17 protein-coding genes and 1 pseudogene are annotated in these 15,221 nt (G+C 69.7%); 6 read left to right on the forward strand and 12 right to left on the reverse strand.

Features of this window, described 5'->3' with window-relative positions; all coding sequences use genetic code 11:
* The 3 genes and pseudogenes from EAD89_RS05695 to katG all read left to right on the forward strand — a co-directional run.
* A pseudogene (locus EAD89_RS05695) lies at positions 1-383 on the forward strand (pectate lyase); the annotation flags it as partial.
* A gap of 204 nt (positions 384-587) precedes the next feature.
* Positions 588-1,016 (forward strand): Fur family transcriptional regulator, encoded by a 429-nt coding sequence (locus tag EAD89_RS05700; protein ID WP_121655279.1) that lies wholly within the window; start codon positions 588-590, stop codon positions 1,014-1,016.
* A 23-nt stretch (positions 1,017-1,039) separates the two neighbouring features.
* Positions 1,040-3,316 (forward strand): catalase/peroxidase HPI, encoded by a 2,277-nt coding sequence (gene katG / locus EAD89_RS05705; RefSeq protein WP_121674983.1) that lies wholly within the window; start codon positions 1,040-1,042, stop codon positions 3,314-3,316.
* A gap of 89 nt (positions 3,317-3,405) precedes the next feature.
* Here the strand turns inward: katG and EAD89_RS05710 are convergent, their stop codons facing one another.
* From EAD89_RS05710 to EAD89_RS05715, 3 genes are all read right to left on the reverse strand, one after another.
* Positions 3,406-3,654 (reverse strand): hypothetical protein, encoded by a 249-nt coding sequence (locus tag EAD89_RS05710; RefSeq protein ID WP_147457430.1) that lies wholly within the window; start codon positions 3,652-3,654, stop codon positions 3,406-3,408.
* 15 nt (positions 3,655-3,669) lie between these two features.
* Complete coding sequence (locus tag EAD89_RS31225) at positions 3,670-3,798, reverse strand: hypothetical protein (RefSeq protein ID WP_255421258.1); 129 nt, start codon at positions 3,796-3,798, stop codon at positions 3,670-3,672.
* Between the two features lie 73 nt (positions 3,799-3,871).
* Positions 3,872-4,312 (reverse strand): TetR/AcrR family transcriptional regulator, encoded by a 441-nt coding sequence (locus EAD89_RS05715; protein ID WP_147458762.1) that lies wholly within the window; start codon positions 4,310-4,312, stop codon positions 3,872-3,874.
* A 62-nt stretch (positions 4,313-4,374) separates the two neighbouring features.
* Here EAD89_RS05715 and EAD89_RS05720 point away from each other — a divergent pair, with 62 nt between their 5' ends.
* Complete coding sequence (locus EAD89_RS05720; protein WP_147458763.1) at positions 4,375-5,136, forward strand: GNAT family N-acetyltransferase; 762 nt, start codon at positions 4,375-4,377, stop codon at positions 5,134-5,136.
* A 77-nt stretch (positions 5,137-5,213) separates the two neighbouring features.
* A complete protein-coding gene (locus EAD89_RS05725) occupies positions 5,214-5,942 on the forward strand; it encodes a tetratricopeptide repeat protein (RefSeq protein ID WP_121674986.1) in 729 nt (242 codons plus the stop codon).
* Between the two features lie 109 nt (positions 5,943-6,051).
* Here EAD89_RS05725 and EAD89_RS05730 read toward each other — a convergent pair whose 3' ends face one another.
* From EAD89_RS05730 to EAD89_RS05740, 3 genes are all read right to left on the reverse strand, one after another.
* A complete protein-coding gene (locus tag EAD89_RS05730; RefSeq protein WP_121675029.1) occupies positions 6,052-7,554 on the reverse strand; it encodes an IMP dehydrogenase in 1,503 nt (500 codons plus the stop codon).
* A 129-nt stretch (positions 7,555-7,683) separates the two neighbouring features.
* Positions 7,684-9,531, reverse strand: a complete 1,848-nt coding sequence (locus tag EAD89_RS05735) for a glycoside hydrolase family 15 protein (protein WP_121655285.1) — start codon at positions 9,529-9,531, stop codon at positions 7,684-7,686.
* A gap of 108 nt (positions 9,532-9,639) precedes the next feature.
* Positions 9,640-10,350, reverse strand: a complete 711-nt coding sequence (locus EAD89_RS05740) for a DNA alkylation repair protein (RefSeq protein ID WP_121674987.1) — start codon at positions 10,348-10,350, stop codon at positions 9,640-9,642.
* A gap of 179 nt (positions 10,351-10,529) precedes the next feature.
* Between EAD89_RS05740 and EAD89_RS05745 the strand changes: the two genes are divergently transcribed.
* Positions 10,530-11,144: a dihydrofolate reductase family protein gene (locus EAD89_RS05745; protein WP_121674988.1), complete on the forward strand. Its 615-nt coding sequence runs from the start codon at positions 10,530-10,532 to the stop codon at positions 11,142-11,144.
* Positions 11,145-11,306: 162 nt separating this feature from the next.
* Here the strand turns inward: EAD89_RS05745 and EAD89_RS05750 are convergent, their stop codons facing one another.
* The 6 genes from EAD89_RS05750 to EAD89_RS05775 all read right to left on the reverse strand — a co-directional run bounded on the left by EAD89_RS05750 (position 11,307) and on the right by EAD89_RS05775 (position 15,172).
* Positions 11,307-11,882, reverse strand: a complete 576-nt coding sequence (locus EAD89_RS05750; protein ID WP_121674989.1) for a hypothetical protein — start codon at positions 11,880-11,882, stop codon at positions 11,307-11,309.
* Between the two features lie 19 nt (positions 11,883-11,901).
* Positions 11,902-13,050 (reverse strand): zinc-dependent alcohol dehydrogenase, encoded by a 1,149-nt coding sequence (locus EAD89_RS05755; RefSeq protein ID WP_121655289.1) that lies wholly within the window; start codon positions 13,048-13,050, stop codon positions 11,902-11,904.
* 151 nt (positions 13,051-13,201) lie between these two features.
* Complete coding sequence (locus EAD89_RS05760; RefSeq protein ID WP_121675030.1) at positions 13,202-13,384, reverse strand: hypothetical protein; 183 nt, start codon at positions 13,382-13,384, stop codon at positions 13,202-13,204.
* A 110-nt stretch (positions 13,385-13,494) separates the two neighbouring features.
* Complete coding sequence (locus tag EAD89_RS05765) at positions 13,495-14,289, reverse strand: protein phosphatase 2C domain-containing protein (RefSeq protein ID WP_233578224.1); 795 nt, start codon at positions 14,287-14,289, stop codon at positions 13,495-13,497.
* Between the two features lie 110 nt (positions 14,290-14,399).
* Positions 14,400-14,744, reverse strand: a complete 345-nt coding sequence (locus tag EAD89_RS05770; RefSeq protein ID WP_121674990.1) for a DUF1330 domain-containing protein — start codon at positions 14,742-14,744, stop codon at positions 14,400-14,402.
* A 59-nt stretch (positions 14,745-14,803) separates the two neighbouring features.
* A complete protein-coding gene (locus EAD89_RS05775; RefSeq protein ID WP_121655292.1) occupies positions 14,804-15,172 on the reverse strand; it encodes a nuclear transport factor 2 family protein in 369 nt (122 codons plus the stop codon).
* Between the last annotated feature and the right edge of the window lie 49 nt (positions 15,173-15,221).

Consider the following 15,221-nt stretch of genomic DNA (forward strand, 5'->3'; position numbering starts at 1 on the left):
CCCCGCCACCGCCCAGCGGGACGAATCTCAGCCTCGGCGCCGGTGCCGACGGCTCCAGCAAGGCCGACGGGACAAGCTACGGCAACGTGCGGGACGGCAGCATCAGCACCTACTGGTCACCGGCCGGCTCGACCGGCTCCATCTCGATCAAGTGGGGCTCCGCCACCCGGGTGTCCCGAGTGATCATCCGCGAGCCGTCGGGCACCCAGAATTCCATCGGGTCCTGGCAGCTCATCAACCACGACACCGGGGCCGTCCTGGCCTCCGGCAGCGGCGCGGGTTCCATCACCTTCTCCGCCACCGCGCTGAGCAAGATCACCTTCAAGATCAACAGCTCGAGTGGTACGCCACGGGTCGGCGAATTCGAGACGTACGCCAGCTAACAGCCGGCACGGAGGGCGGGATCGGCAGGCGCCGCCGGTCCCGCCCCCTCGCGTGCGGGCAGGCTTCGGCCTGCCGGGCGCGGCGCCGGTGGGTGAGCGGTACCGTGTCTGTTATCGCGGGGTTTCGCCGTTTCGCTGGGCTCCTACCGGGTTGAGGCTGAGCCAAACTTGAACTATTCCAGAAGAGTGGACTATGTTCGGCACGTGGCGTCCGACTTCGAGGCTCAGCTTCGGGCGGTCGCGTTGCGCGTGACCCGGCCCCGGTTGGCGGTGCTCGCCGCGCTGCGCGACCATCCGCACGTCGACACCGACACGGTGATCCGGCTGGTCCGGACCGATCTCCCCGCGGTCTCCCACCAGGCGGTGTACGACGTCCTGCGCGCGCTCACCGACGCCGGTCTGGTGCGACGCATCCAGCCCGCCGGCGCCACCGCACGCTACGAAGCGCGGGTGGCGGACAACCACCACCACATCGTGTGCCGCTCCTGCGGTGCGATCGCTGACGTCGACTGCGCTGTCGGCCACGCTCCCTGTCTCACCGCCTCGGACGACCACGGCTTCGTGGTCGACGAGGCGGAGGTCGTCTACTGGGGCGCCTGCCCCGACTGCGCGACCGAACGCACCGCCCAGTGATCCGTCAGTTCGGAAGGAAGTACATGAGCGACACCCAGGACAACGCTCCCTCCAGCGCCCAGGGCGTGGACAAGAAGGCGGAGGCCGGCTGCCCCGTCGCGCACGACTCCGTTACCGCGCACGGCAGCGAGAGCGAGAACCCGGCGATCGACTCGCCGACCCCCAAGACCGGAGGTCGTCCGCGGACCAACCGGGACTGGTGGCCCAACCAGCTCGACCTGTCGGTGCTGCACGCCCACTCCTCCAAGGGCAACCCGCTGGGGGAGAACTTCAGCTACGCCAAGGAGTTCGCCAAGCTCGACGTCGAGGCGCTCAAGCAGGACATCGTCAACGTCCTCACCACCTCGCAGGACTGGTGGCCGGCCGACTTCGGCCACTACGGCGGTCTGATGATCCGGATGAGCTGGCACTCCGCCGGCACCTACCGCATCCACGACGGTCGTGGCGGCGCCGGCGACGGCGGGCAGCGGTTCGCCCCGCTCAACAGCTGGCCGGACAACGCCAACCTCGACAAGGCGCGCCGCCTGCTGTGGCCGGTCAAGCAGAAGTACGGCCAGAAGATCTCGTGGGCCGACCTGCTCGTGCTCGCCGGCAACGTCTCCCTGGAGTCGATGGGCTTCAAGACCTTCGGCTTCGGCTTCGGCCGCGAGGACGTCTGGGAGCCCGAGGAGATCTTCTGGGGTCCCGAGGACACCTGGCTGGGTGACGAGCGCTACGTCGGCGAGGCCGAGATGTCTCCCGAGGTCGGCTCGACCGAGATGGGCCTCATCTACGTCAACCCGGAGGGCCCGAACGGCAACGCGGACCCGCGGGCGGCGGCGTACTTCATCCGGGAGACCTTCGGCCGGATGGCGATGAACGACGAGGAGACCGTCGCCCTCATTGCCGGCGGCCACACCTTCGGCAAGGCCCACGGCGCGGCCCCCGCCGACAACCACGTGGGCCCGGAGCCCGAGGGCGCCCCGCTGGAGGCGCAGGGCCTGGGCTGGCTGAGCAGCCACGGCACCGGCAAGGGTCGGGACACGATCACCAGCGGTCTCGAGGTGACGTGGACCGACGTGCCGACGCAGTGGAGCAACCGCTTCTTCGAGATCCTCTTCGGCTTCGAGTGGGAGCTCACCACGAGCCCCGCCGGTGCGAAGCAGTGGGTCGCCAAGGACGCCCCGGAGATCATCCCGGACCCGTTCGACGCGTCCAAGAAGTACAAGCCGACGATGCTCACGACCGACCTGGCGCTGCGCTTCGACCCGGCGTACGAGAAGGTCTCGCGCCGTTTCCTGGAGAACCCCGACGAGTTCGCGTTGGCGTTCGCCAAGGCCTGGTACAAGCTGCTGCACCGCGACATGGGTCCGGTCGACCGCTTCCTCGGGCCGTGGGTGGCGGAGCCCCAGCTGTGGCAGGACCCGGTGCCGGCCGTCGACCACGAGCTCGTGGGTGACGCCGACATCGCCGCTCTCAAGGCGAAGGTCCTGGAGTCCGGCCTGACGACCGCCCAGCTGGTCTCCACCGCCTGGGCCTCGGCCGCCAGCTTCCGGTCCACCGACAAGCGCGGTGGCGCCAACGGCGCGCGGATCCGTCTCGAGCCGCAGCGCAGCTGGGAGGTCAACCAGCCCGAGCAGCTCGCCACGGTGCTGGAGACCCTGGAGGGCATCCAGCGGGAGTTCAACGAGGCCGGCGGCGCGAAGATCTCGCTCGCGGACCTGATCGTGCTGGCCGGCTCGGCTGCCGTCGAGAAGGCGGCGCGCGAGGCTGGCGTCGAGGTGACCGTGCCGTTCCGGCCGGGCCGCACCGACGCCACTGCGGAGCAGACGGACGTCGAGTCCTTCCGGGTCCTTGAGCCGCGTGCCGACGGGTTCCGCAACTACCTGCGTCCCGGCGAGAAGACCCAGCCGGAGGTGCTGCTCCTCGACCGTGCCTACATGCTCAGCCTGAGCGCGCCCGAGATGACCGTCCTCGTCGGCGGCCTGCGCGCCCTCGGGAACAACGTCGGCGGTACGCGGCACGGCGTCCTGACCGACCGGCCGGGCGTGCTCACCAACGACTTCTTCGCCAACCTGCTCTCGCCGGGCACCCGGTGGAAGGCGTCGGAGTCCGACGAGCACGTGTACGAGATCCGGGATCTGGCCACCGACGAGGTGAAGTGGACCGCCACCGCGGTCGACCTCATCTTCGGCTCCAACTCCCAGCTGCGGGCCCTCTCGGAGGTCTACGCCAGCGACGACGCGCGCGAGAAGTTCGTGACGGACTTCGTCGCGGCCTGGACCAAGGTCATGGAACTCGACCGGTTCGACGTCGCCTGACCCTGCTCCAACCGCGAGCCCCGGTCGATCCCTCAGCGGTCGACCGGGGCTCGTCCCGCACATCGGGTCCGGACGTCCAGGTCGGCCCTTCAGCTGCCGCTTGTCCGCTCGTCGATCCCGCCCTGTTCGGCAGCGGCCAGGATCTGACGGGCAGAGGCTTCGTCATCGGCGGCGACCAGCACGTGGACCCCTTGCAGTTGCAGGTGCGGCTCCTGCCCGCCGACGTCGTCCGCCGCCACGGCGGCCCGCAGGCCGTAACTGCGCAGCAGGCCGACGATGAGTTCCCCCTCGGTGCGACTGCCGACGACCGTCAACGACACGTTCCTGCCGTCCTTCATGACCATCTCCTTCCTTCATCCAGCTCGCTCGCCGACCAGCGACAGAAGCGCCGACCGACCGGGCACCGGGGCGTCGAGATCGCGCAGCGCCAGGAGGATCGCCTCGGAGGACGTCGGGAACGGCGCGATGACATCGAACAACACCGACCGGGGCGTACGGGCGTGAATCGCCAACGTCGTCGTAAGACAGCCCCCGCGCTCAGCGCAGGCCGGCCACTCAGCGCGCAGTGCGGACGAAAGTACGGCGGGTGACATCACGGTCGTCGAGGAAGCAACCGATCATGAGCGCGTCGCGCAGCATGGCGAGGGTCTCGGACTTGGCGTCGACGTCGTCGCGACCGGCCTCGGCGAGCAGGCGCCGCAGCTCGGCGTGGAACCAGGCGCGGTGCCTGCTGATCACCCGGCGGACCGGGCTCTCCGGGTCGGGGAACTCGCCGGCCGCCTTGATGAACGGGCAGCCGCGCGTGTGGTGTCGGTAGGCGTCGTCGGCCACTCCTTCGATGGCCATCTCGAGCGCGTGGTCGGCGGAGACGGCGCGGCCGAGCCCCTCGTTCCAGAGGGCCCGGATCATCTGGTCCTCGCGTTCGAGGTACGCCACGACGAGAGCTTCCTTGCCGGTGAAGTGCCGGTAGAGCGTGGCGCGGGCATTTGCTGACAAGCGGGGCGAGGGCCTAGGTTGGTGGCCCGACAAAGAACGACCGTTCTTTCTGGAAGGCGGCCATGAACGAAACCGCTGATCGGATGGCGGCGGCGTACTTCGATGCGATTGAGGTCCTCTGCCGGGTGACTCCGAAGGGCTGGTACGCCGAGCGGGGCACCGCCCGTGCGGCGGTGACCCATGCCGGCGTCGCGACGCTGAACGCGGCCTACGACACGACGTCGGAACCGGATCTTGGTGCGCTCGACGAGATGGCGACCGAGGTCAGCAGGCAGGCCGCCCGCTGGTCGATCATGGTTCGTGGCGAGGCGGGCGATGAGGTCACCGATCTCGCGGCCCGGCACGGGCTGCTCGAACGCGGTGATCTGCCGCTGCTGGCCTGCAACGCGGGCGACATCGTGTACCGGGCCGACACCGCGCAGGGGAAGCTGGTGCGCCAGGTCGACGCGGTCGAAAGCGACCTCTACACCGAGGGTCTCACCCGGAGCTTCGACGCTCCCGAGGGCGTCTTCGGCTCGCTGATGGGCGGTGCCGTACTCGACGCCGACCCCATCACCGGTTATCTGGCCGAGGAGTTCGGCCGACCCATCGGCACCGGGCTGGGAATGCGGACCGCCGGCGTGGTCGGCGTGTTCAACATCGCCGTCGTTCCGTCCGCCCGGGGTCGGGGCCTGGGCCGGGCGGTCACCGAGGCCGTGCTGCTCGACGGCGTGGCAGCCGGCGCCGACGCGGCCTACCTGCACGCCAGCGCGATGGGCCGGCCGCTCTACGAGTCGATGGGCTTTCATCTCGTGGAGAACTGGACCGTGTTCCAGGCACGGTGACGGACGAGACGGCCAGGTCGACGATGACGGCGCTGACCTGATGACCGACCACGACGGACATCCAGGGGAGAGGTCCCATGAACTTCAGTGCGAACGTGCGCTCGGCCTTCCGGCGCGGCGAGACCGACGCCGTGGTGCGCATGAGTGAGGCCGAGATCGAGCGCGCCCGGGCGGCCGGCGACCCGGCGGGCGAGGTGGAGGCCCGATACAGCCTGGCCCGGGTCGCCATCCGTGGCGGTGACCTGCCCGGCGGAGAGGCCCGGGCCGGGGAGGCCCTTGCGGTGGCGCTGCGCTCCGGCGACCGCCGCCTCGAGGAACGGCCGAGGCACGTGCTGGCCGCCGTGGCCCGCATGTCCGGCGACCTGCTTCGCGCTCGTGACCTGTACCGGGAGAGCATCGCCCTCAACGAGTCGCTCGACCAGCCCAAGACGGTCAACTCGGAGTATCACAACCTCGCATTCTGTGAGCTGGGTCTGGGCAATCTCGACGTGGCGAGGAAGCTGTTCGCCGAGGGCCGCGAGCGGGTGTTCCGTAACGGCTGGGCCGACTTCGTGCCGTACGTCTGCGTGGCCGGTGCCGCACTCGCCTCGGCCGAAAGTGATCATTCGCGGGCGGCGCGCATGATCGGTGTCGCGGACGCCGCGTTCGCGTCGCTCGGCCAGGTGCCGGACCCCGACGACGCGGCCGACCTCGCCAGGACGCGCGCCGCCGCGACCGAGGCGCTCGGCCCGGCCGCCTTCGACGAGGAGTACGCGAGGGGTCAACTCCTCGACCCGCGTGCGGCCTTCGCCGACGAACGGGACTGACCCGACATCTGGCCTCGGCCCGGACGACTCCCGGGCCCTGGGACGGTGACGGGGCGGAAAGGGACCACCGGGGCCGCGCACAGTTGCGCCCCGGTGGTCCCGGATGCCGCTAGCGGCCGGTGTCGCTCGGCCGGTCCCGGAGCCGGATCTCTGCGGTGTTCTGCAGGAAGCTCTGCTGCGAAACCGGCACCAGCACGGCGTTGTCGTGAAACTGCGGCAGGTCGGTCGCACCACAGCTGATCATCGTCGCCTTCAGCTTGGCGATGGTGGTGCCGACGTTGTCGTAGAGGCTGCCCGCGTACGGGACGTAGCCGTCGACGCCTTCCTCGAACGCGAGTTCGGTCCCGCCGCCGTGCTCGTAGCGGGTGACGTTCCGGGCCCGGTTCGAGCCTTCGCCCCAGTACTCCTTGAAGAACTGACCGCCGACCCGGACGAGCGGCGCCGGGCTCTCGTCGAAGCGGGCGAAGTAGCGGCCGAGCATCACGAAATCTGCGCCGAGGGCGAACGCGACGGCCATGTGTGAGTCGGTCAGCAGGCCGCCGTCGCAGCACAACGGCACGTAGACGCCGGTCTCGCGCAGGTAGGCGTCGCGGGCTTCGACGACGTCGATCAGGGCGGAGGCCTGCCCGCGACCGATGCCCTTCTGATCGCGGGTGATGCAGATCGAGCCGCCGCCGATGCCGACCTTGACGAAATCCGCGCCGGCTTCGGCGAGGTAGCGGAATGCACGTCCGTCGACGACGTTGCCCGCACCGATGCGGACGTCCTCGCCGTAGGTGTCCCGGACGAACGCGAGCGTGTCGGCCTGCCAGACCGAGTAGCCGTCGGACGAGTCGATGCACAGCAGGTCGGCGCCCGCGTCGACCAACGCGGGGATTCGTTCGCGGTAGTCGTGGGTGTTGACGCCCGCGCCGACGCGGAACCGCTTGTCGGCGTCGATCGACTCATTGCGGAACTGCTTGTGCAGCTCGTAGTCGCGGCGAAGCACGATGGAGTGCAGCAGGCCCTCGTCGTCGACGACGGGCAGCACGTCGAGGCGGTGGTCCCAGATCAGCGTGTTGGCCTCGGACAGGGACACCGTCGGAGGGGCCGTGACCAGGTCGGCGGCCCGACGCATGCGGGACTCGACGGAGTCGCCGAGGTCGTGCCGGCGAGGGTGGAAATCATCGGTCGAGATGAGGCCGACGAACAGTCCGTGCGGGCTGCCGTCGTCGGTGACGACCGCGACGTCGCGTTCCGCGGAGGCCAACAGGGCCGCAACCTCGCCCAGGGTCGCCGACGGCTTGATGTTGATGTCCGAGAAGCGGAAGCCGGCCTTGTGCCGCTTGACCGCTGTCACCATGGCCGCCTGCGCCTCGACGGACTGGTTCTGGTGGACGAAGCTCAGTCCGCCGCACTGGGCCAGGGCGATCGCCAGCCGGGGCGAGGAGACGGCGCTCATGACGGCGCTGGTCAGCGGGGTGGCGACACGGATGGCCGGTTCCTCGCCGAGTCGGTGCCGCACGAGAGGCACGCTCAGGTCGACGTTGTCCGGGGTGCAGTCCGCGGTGGTCAGGTTCGGTACCAGCAGGTATTCGTTCAGCGTGCGCGACACTTCGTCGAGGATCCTCAAGAACACTCCTGAGCAGTGGGTCGAGCCGGGTAAAGCCTAGAAATTACACCTCCCCGCCCCGCGCCCGGCGTCGTGGCCGGCCGCCCTCAACGGCGGCGCCGGGCGCCCTAACGGCAGCGCCGGCCGCCCTCAACGGCGGCGCCGGGCGTCGGCCTCGGCGTCGAGCAGGTCGTTCAGCGCCAGCGCCGAGTTGATCAGGGAGAGGTGGCTGAACGCCTGCGGGTAGTTGCCGATCTGCTCACCGGTCGCGGCGATCTCCTCGGCGTACAGGCCGAGGTGGTTGCTGAAGGTGAACATCTTCTCGAAGGTGAGCCGGGCGTCGTCCAGGCGACCGGTGCGGGCCAGCGCCTCGACGTACCAGAACGTGCACATGTTGAAGGTGCCCTCGTGCCCGGGAAGGCCGTCGGGGGAGTGGACCGGGTCGTACCGGTGGACCAGGCTGTCCGAGACCAGCTCGCGTTCGATCGCGTTCAAGGTGGACTGCCAGAGGGGGTCGCTCGGCGTCATGAAGCCGACGGCCGGCATGGCGAGCAGTGCCGCGTCCAGCACGTTCTCGTCGTACGCCTGCACGAAGCTGCCGCGTTCCCGGTGGTATCCGCGGGCCATGACCTGGTTGTAGATCTGGTTGCGTTGCTCCGACCAGCCGGCGACGTCCCCGGGGCGGCCGGTGCGGGTGGCGAGGCGGATGGCCCGATCCAGCGCGACCCAGGACATCACCCGGCCGAAGGTGTAGTTGCGGGGGTGGTGGCGGCTCTCCCAGATGCCGGCGTCGGGTCGGTCCCAGTGGCGGCAGAGCCAGTCGACGAGCCGGACGGTGCTCTTCCACACCTGGTGCGAGACGCGGATGCCCTGCTCGTCGGCGAGATGCATGGCGTAGAGGGCCTCGCCGTGGATGTCGAGCTGGAGCTGGTCTGCCGCGCCGTTGCCGATCCGCACCGGCCGGGAGCCGCGGTAGCCCTCCAGGTGGTCGAGAGTCTCCTCGTGCAGGTCGGAGGAGCCGTCCACCCGATACATGATCTTCAGCGGGTCCTGGTGGTCACCGGCCTCGCGGATCCGCTCGTCCAGCCAGTTCATGTACCGGCTGACCTCCTCGGTGAAGCCGAGGCCGAGCAGCGCGTGCACCGAGAACGACGTGTCGCGTACCCAGGTGTAGCGGTAGTCCCAGTTGCGGGTGCCGCCGACCAGCTCGGGCAGCGCGGCGGTGGGCGCGGCGATCATGGCGCCGGTCGGCGCGTACGTCATGAGCTTCAGCGTGATGGCCGAGCGCTCGACCATCTCCCGCCACCGCCCGGTGTAGCGGGAACGCTCGACCCAGCGCCGCCAGTAGTCCCGGGTCCACTCGAACATGCCCTGGACCTCTTCCGGCGGGACGATCCGGGGCTCCGTGCCGGACGTCTCCAGGACCACCCCGCCGGTGTCACCCTCGTTGAGGGTGCCGTACGCGACCAGGTCACCGTCCTCCAGGCTGATGTCGCCGCCCTGGGAGAGCAGCTGCCGCACCGGGTCGACCGGGTTGAAGGTGAGCGACGCCGACCGGCTGCGGAAGACGTACCCCTGGCGGTGGCGCTCCAGCTGGTGCTTCTCCCGGGCGTAGTCGAACCGGGGCCTGCACTCCACCCGGAACCGCATGGTGCCCCGGACCATGTTGACCATGCGGACCAGGCGGTGCGTGTCAGTGGCCAGATCGCCGGTGACCGGCATGAAGTCCATCACCTCGGCGACGCCGTCCGCGCTGATGAACCGGGTGATCAGGATCGGAGTGCCCGGCAGGTAGAGCTGCTTGGTGACGTACCGGACGTCGTGCGGCGCGATCCGGAAGTAGCCACCGCGCTCGCGGTCCAGCAGCGCGGCGAAGATGCTCGGCGAGTCGAAGCGCGGCGCGCAGAACCAGTCGACCGTTCCGTCGCACGTCACCAGCGCGGCGGTCTGCAGGTCGCCGATGAGCCCGTGATCCTCGATCGCCGGATAGCTCTCCACGGTCGCCTCCCGGTCTCGACAGCCCCTGCGCAGTAACCTAAGGGACGGATTGTCGAGTTCGCCTGGATTCGTGGCCAGCCACCCTCTCGCGCGCCCCGGCGCCCCCGGCTAGACCACGCCGGTCAGGTACTCCCGGCGACGCTCCGGTTCGAACTTCTCGATCGCGTAGCGCAGCATGACCCGCGGCATGACCCGGTAACGCCCGGCCAGAAACGCCTCCTCCGCGGCTCTGTCACGGTTGCCCACCTCGCGCAGCATCCAGCCCACCGCCTTCTGAACCAGGTCGTGCGGGTCGCGCAGGAGCCGTTCACCGAGCCGGAAGGTCCATTGGTAGTCGCCGGCCTTGATGAAGGCGAAAGTCGCCATGACGGCGATGCGTCGATCCCACACCACGCTCGACTCGGCTAACCGATCCAGGACGCCGCGGTCCTTGTCGATCAGCCAGGGGCCGACGATGTACGGCGCGGACGAGTCCACCAGGTCCCAGTTGTTGATGCGGTCGGTGTTGGCCAGGACGAGTTGGAAGATCCGGCCCCGTTCCTCCGCGTCTGCCTTGGTGAACTTCCGAACCAGGATGAACAGCGACGTCAGCCTCTCCTCGTGCACGCCGCTGCTCAACAGCTCCGCGGTGTCGGCCAGCGAGAGGTCCCGCCAGTAGCGGGCGGCCACCCTGCGCTGCTCCGGCACGGAGACACCGATGGCCCGGTCGCCCTCGCCGTACCCGCCCGGCGTCATCTGGAGAAACCGGCTCGATCCCTCCGCCCGACGCGGGTCGGCGAGGCTGGCGAGCTCGTGACGGACGTCGGCGGTCGTGGCCATGACTGTGCAACCTACCGCGACCGCCGGTGCGCACGGTGCTGCGCCACATCTGAGCCGACGCCTCGTACGAGCGGAAATATCGACCTTCTCGGCGCGGACGGACCCAGGGCTGGTCGATGAGTTTGGGATGATGCGCCGGTCCACCCACCGACACCACCTGACACGAAGGGATCACCTCAATGGCAAAGGTCATCTCCACGTTGTTCATCTCCGCCGACGGTGTGGCCGAGATCGACCCCGACTGGCACTTCCCCTACTTCGACGACAACATGGGCCGCGCCGTCGGCGAGGACTATGACACCGCCGACGTGCTGCTCATCGGGCGCGAAACCTACGACAGCTTCGCCGGAGCATGGCCCGACCGTGAGGCCGCGGGTGGGGACGACGCGCCGTTCGCCAAGCAGCTCGGGGACGTACGCAAGGTGGTCGTCTCGCGCCAGCCCCTGGAGTTCTCCTGGCGCAACTCCGAGCTGATCAACGGCGATCTGCTCGAAGCCGTCGCCTCGCTCAAGGCCGATGCCGGCATCAAGGGCATCCTCATCCCCGGGTCGATCTCGGTGGTGCAGCAACTGCTCGCCGCGGGGCTGGTCGATGAGCTGCGCCTCCTGGTGCATCCGGTGGCCGCGCGTAAGGGCCGCAAGCTGTTCGACGAGGGGGACGTGCCGTACCACCTGAAGGTGACGGCGACGGAGACGTTCCCGACGGGCGTGCTCCGCGTGATCTACTCGCCGACCGCGGCGCCCGCCAAGGTCGGCTACGACGAGGTCAAGGACCAGGTACCCACCAGCAACTGATCCGCCTCGGGGGGAGGGAGCCCGATCGTCGTGCACCGCGCGCGCATCGACCCGGATCGGGCTCCTGAGGGGGAACCGCGTCGAGTGCGTCGACCGACGTATACCGGACCCCGGTGGCGGAGACGGACAGGGCCGGTCACACTCGTGCGGCGGCCGACCGCCCTAGCTCCGTCTGCGCCCGACGACCCGCCTGAGGGTCAGGTAGGCGACCCCTCCGGCCAGGACCCAGGGCGCGGCGACGATGATCGGGTCGAGCGGGTGGTGCACGCGGTCCACCCGCCTGCCGCGCAGCCGCGACGCGAGCCCGTGATGGCTGAACTCGCTCAGGACGCCGGTCTCGGTGAGCGGGTTGTCGGGGTGGCGGGACAGGAACGACCCGACGGTGCTCTCCACCGCGTCCACCCGGTCCGCCGCGAGCAGGAGCAGCCAGTGGGCGGCGCGGCCCTCGCTGTACCGGCGGTAGGAGTAGCGGCGGATCATCCCGGACAGGCCCTTCGGTGGGCACGAGGTCCCGAAGACCGGGGTGAGGAACTTGTGCTCGATCGACCTCTCCCGCGGCCACTTCTCGGGCTGCCGGTCGGGGAACTCCCAGTGTGCGCCGTTGAGGTTCGGGTCGAACCGCTCCTTCGGCACCGAGGGTCGGTCCTTCGGGTCCAGGTCGGCGCCCCACCCGGGAATCCGGGCACGCAGCTCGTCGCTGGATTCGGCCAGTTTCGGCTTGTCCGGTGTGTAGGGCATCGTCGGGCTCCCGGTCAGGTCAGGCGGCGTTCGGAATGATGAGCGGCTTGATGCAGCCGTCGAGCTTGGCGGAGAAGATGTGGTAGGCCTCGGCGATGTGCTCCAGCGGGATCCGGTGGGTCACGATGTCGCTGGGCTTGAGGTAGCCGTTGCGGATGTGCTCGAACAGGCGCGGCCACTGCCGCTTCACCGGGCACTGGTTCATCCGGAGGGTCAGTCCCTTGTTCAGCGCGTCGCCGAACTTGACGGCGCTGAACATCGGCCCGTACGCGCCCAGCACGGAGACCGTGCCGCCCTTGCGGACCGAGTCGATCGCCCAGTTGAGGGCGACGGGGGAGCCGCCCTGGAGCTTCAGCTTCGCGGCGGTGACGTGCTGGAGGAAGTTGCCGTCCGCCTCAGCTCCGACGGCGTCGATGGCCACGTCGGCGCCCAGGTGATCGGTGATCTTCTTCATCTGCACGACGATGTCGTCGTACTCCGCGAAGTTGTAGGTCTCGGCGTGGGCGAACGAGGCCGCCTTCTCCAGCCGGTAGTCGAGATGGTCGATGACGATGACCCGGCCGGCGCCCATCAGCCAGGCCGACTTGGCGGCGTACAGACCGACCGGCCCGGCACCGAAGACCACGACCACGTCACCCTCGACGATGTCGCCCAGCTGCGCCCCGAAGTACCCGGTGGCCAGCGCGTCGGTGAGCAGGACGGCGTCGTCGTCGTCCATCCACTCGGGGATCGGACTCGGGCCGACGTCGGCGAACGGCACCCGGACGTACTCGGCCTGACCGCCGTCGTAGCCGCCGCAGGTGTGTGAGTAGCCGTAGATGCCGCCCACGGCGGTGGCGTTGGGGTTGACGTTGTGGCAGTTGCTGAACAGCCCCCGAGCGCAGAAGAAGCACGACCCGCAGTACACGTTGAAGGGAACCATCACCCGGTCACCGGGCTTGACGTTCCGCACCGACGGACCCACCTCGTCGATCACGCCGATGAACTCGTGACCGAAGGTCATCCCGACCCGGGTGTCGGGCATCATCCCGTGATACAGGTGCAGGTCCGACCCGCAGATCGCGGCGCGCGTCACTCGTACGATCGCGTCGTTGGGGTGCTCGATGACGGGACGGTCCTTCTCCTCCACCCGGAGGCGGTACGGACCGCGGTAGACCATTGCTCGCATTCGATGCCTCCTGGACCAGTGCGTCGACGGACGACTTGCCCCGGTACCGCCCGAAGCACTGAAATCCCTACCCCCGCGGTCCGAGGGCAAACCGCGACCCGGCGCCGGGGCGACACCGACGGTGTCGTCCGGTCGCCCCCGGCGCCGGCCGTCAGTCGGCGCTGTCGGTGTCGGCCACGCGGTCGGCCGGCGCCTCGCTGATCGGGTGGCCCGTGTCGTCCACCATCCCCGGCGCCATGCTGCCGCCGTGCGCATCCTGCGCCGCCCGCTTCGCCGCCGCGTCCTGCGGCACCCCGGTACGGTCGCCGTCGCGGTGCTGTTCCCGCTCACTCATCCGGTGCGCCCCTCCCTCGGTCCTGCACAGCGGCGGTACCCCGGCGACCGGCGTGGAAACCGGACCGGCCAACCGGGCCACGACCGGCGGCTCCTCGGTGTCCCACCGGATCAAGCCCCGCCCAGATCGGTGCAGTGGGCGATCGTCGCGTCGTCCGCCGCCACCGCGTCGCGCGCCTCCGCCTGCCGGACTCGACGGATGATCTCGGCGGGTCCGTTCGACGCGAGGACGGCCAGGACGCCTGGCCAGTCGGCGAGCCGGAACCGGTCCACCACGCGGCTGGCTCCATTGCTGAGCAGGACGGCGCCGGCCAGCTCGGAGACCGGACAGTTGCCGGTGATGGCCTCCTCCGCCGCCCGCGGGTCGTCCTTGGCCACCCAGAAGCCGCCCGGTTGGTTCCGGTTGGCGCGCAGGTCCCGCAGGATCCGGTGGTACTCGTCGCTGTCCGCGACGACGGCCTCCAGCGCGGCCTCGTACGACCGGCTGATGATCACCTCCCGTGGATCGGTGACGACGAGGGGCGCGTCAGCCGCTCTGTCGAGCACGACGACCGAGTCGCCGAGCACCAGGTGCTCGAAGACGTCGTCGGACCGGCGCAGGATGGCCACGGTCGCCGACGGGCTGATGGGATCGGCGACGTCACAGGTGCCCCGGTGATCGTCCGTCACCTGCTCGATGGCGTCGGCGAGCAGCGCCGGAAGACTGCGGTCCCGCGCGACGGACAGGAGGCTGAGGAGGCGGCCGCCGAGGCGGTTGGCGTACCAGGCCACCCCGTGCCGGCAGACCGATTCGGCGCCGGGAATGCCGGCGCCGTCGATCAGCACCGCCCCCGTGGGTACGGCGCCGGTGAAGTCCTCGTTCACGCGGCCGGGCCGTGCCGCGGCGCTCGCCATCGTCACCCGCATGTCCCGCGCCGCCCTTCCACCGACCGGTGCCTCGACATCAACGACCGCCGACGCGCCCGCCGCGCCCACCTCCGCCGCGCGGACGCGTCGGGCTCGCCCGATCAGCGACGCTACAGACCGTGGGCTTGACGGAGTCCGGCAGCCATCTGCGACGAGCTGTGGTCGGCTCCGACCCCGGCGACCAGGATCACCTCGCCGGCGAGGTGCCTTGTCCGCAGCGTCTTGATCTCCTGGTAGGCGCCGGAGCGGTACCAGGAGCGGGCCTTGGCCAGGTCGGGAAATTCGATGATCACTACGTCACCCGGCCAGTCGCCTTCCAGGACGTCGATGATTCCGCCGTGCACGATGAACCGGCCCTCGAAGGGTGTGAGGGTGGACTGAATGCGCTCCAGGTACTCCAGCACGTCGGCGTGGACGGGTGCCTTACGCAGGTGTGCGAGCGCGTACGCCGTCATGGGTCTCCGTTCGGGTCGGACCCGGCTCTCGGGGCCGGTGGTGGGACAGCGGGAGGTTCTCAGGCCGCTGGGAGTCGGTCCAGGAAGCCCAGCACCTGGGTCAGACGCCCGTTCCCGTCGGTGACGACGACGTCGAAGCCGACGATCGGCGCCTCGACACCGTCCGGCCCGAGCTCCCAGGTGAAGCGCGCCTGGTTGTGGTGGCCGTCGACCGGCCCGGCCAACCGGAACGTCATGCCGGGGAACTGGTTCTGCACGGCGGCGATCGTCGCGTCGAGCGCGTCCCGGCCCTCGGCGACGGTCAGCGGGTCGATGTAGCGGCCCTCGGGGGCCCACAGGTCGTCGATGTCCCGGCGCCGCCTGCCCGGGTCGGTCTCGTTCCAGACCGCGATGTAGCGCTCGGCCAACTCGTCGAATGTGGTCGTCATGGATCTCTCCTCGTTCGCCGGAGGTCGTTGCGTCTGGAGGAGATGATTT

The organism is Micromonospora sp. BL4, from assembly GCF_003667505.1.
GTDB lineage: Bacteria > Actinomycetota > Actinomycetes > Mycobacteriales > Micromonosporaceae > Micromonospora.

What these genes read in the sequence shown, in the direction of transcription:
- katG (WP_121674983.1), top strand. Translation starts at nt 1,040, where the DNA reads ATGAGCGACACCCAGGACAACGCTCCCTCCAGCGCCCAGGGCGTGGAC.
- EAD89_RS05710 (WP_147457430.1), bottom strand. Translation starts at nt 3,654, where the DNA reads ATGAAGGACGGCAGGAACGTGTCGTTGACGGTCGTCGGCAGTCGCACC.
- EAD89_RS05720 (WP_147458763.1), top strand. Translation starts at nt 4,375, where the DNA reads ATGAACGAAACCGCTGATCGGATGGCGGCGGCGTACTTCGATGCGATT.
- EAD89_RS05725 (WP_121674986.1), top strand. Translation starts at nt 5,214, where the DNA reads ATGAACTTCAGTGCGAACGTGCGCTCGGCCTTCCGGCGCGGCGAGACC.
- EAD89_RS05740 (WP_121674987.1), bottom strand. Translation starts at nt 10,350, where the DNA reads ATGGCCACGACCGCCGACGTCCGTCACGAGCTCGCCAGCCTCGCCGAC.
- EAD89_RS05745 (WP_121674988.1), top strand. Translation starts at nt 10,530, where the DNA reads ATGGCAAAGGTCATCTCCACGTTGTTCATCTCCGCCGACGGTGTGGCC.
- EAD89_RS05750 (WP_121674989.1), bottom strand. Translation starts at nt 11,882, where the DNA reads ATGCCCTACACACCGGACAAGCCGAAACTGGCCGAATCCAGCGACGAG.
- EAD89_RS05755 (WP_121655289.1), bottom strand. Translation starts at nt 13,050, where the DNA reads ATGCGAGCAATGGTCTACCGCGGTCCGTACCGCCTCCGGGTGGAGGAG.
- EAD89_RS05760 (WP_121675030.1), bottom strand. Translation starts at nt 13,384, where the DNA reads ATGAGTGAGCGGGAACAGCACCGCGACGGCGACCGTACCGGGGTGCCG.
- EAD89_RS05765 (WP_233578224.1), bottom strand. Translation starts at nt 14,289, where the DNA reads ATGCGGGTGACGATGGCGAGCGCCGCGGCACGGCCCGGCCGCGTGAAC.
- EAD89_RS05770 (WP_121674990.1), bottom strand. Translation starts at nt 14,744, where the DNA reads ATGACGGCGTACGCGCTCGCACACCTGCGTAAGGCACCCGTCCACGCC.
- EAD89_RS05775 (WP_121655292.1), bottom strand. Translation starts at nt 15,172, where the DNA reads ATGACGACCACATTCGACGAGTTGGCCGAGCGCTACATCGCGGTCTGG.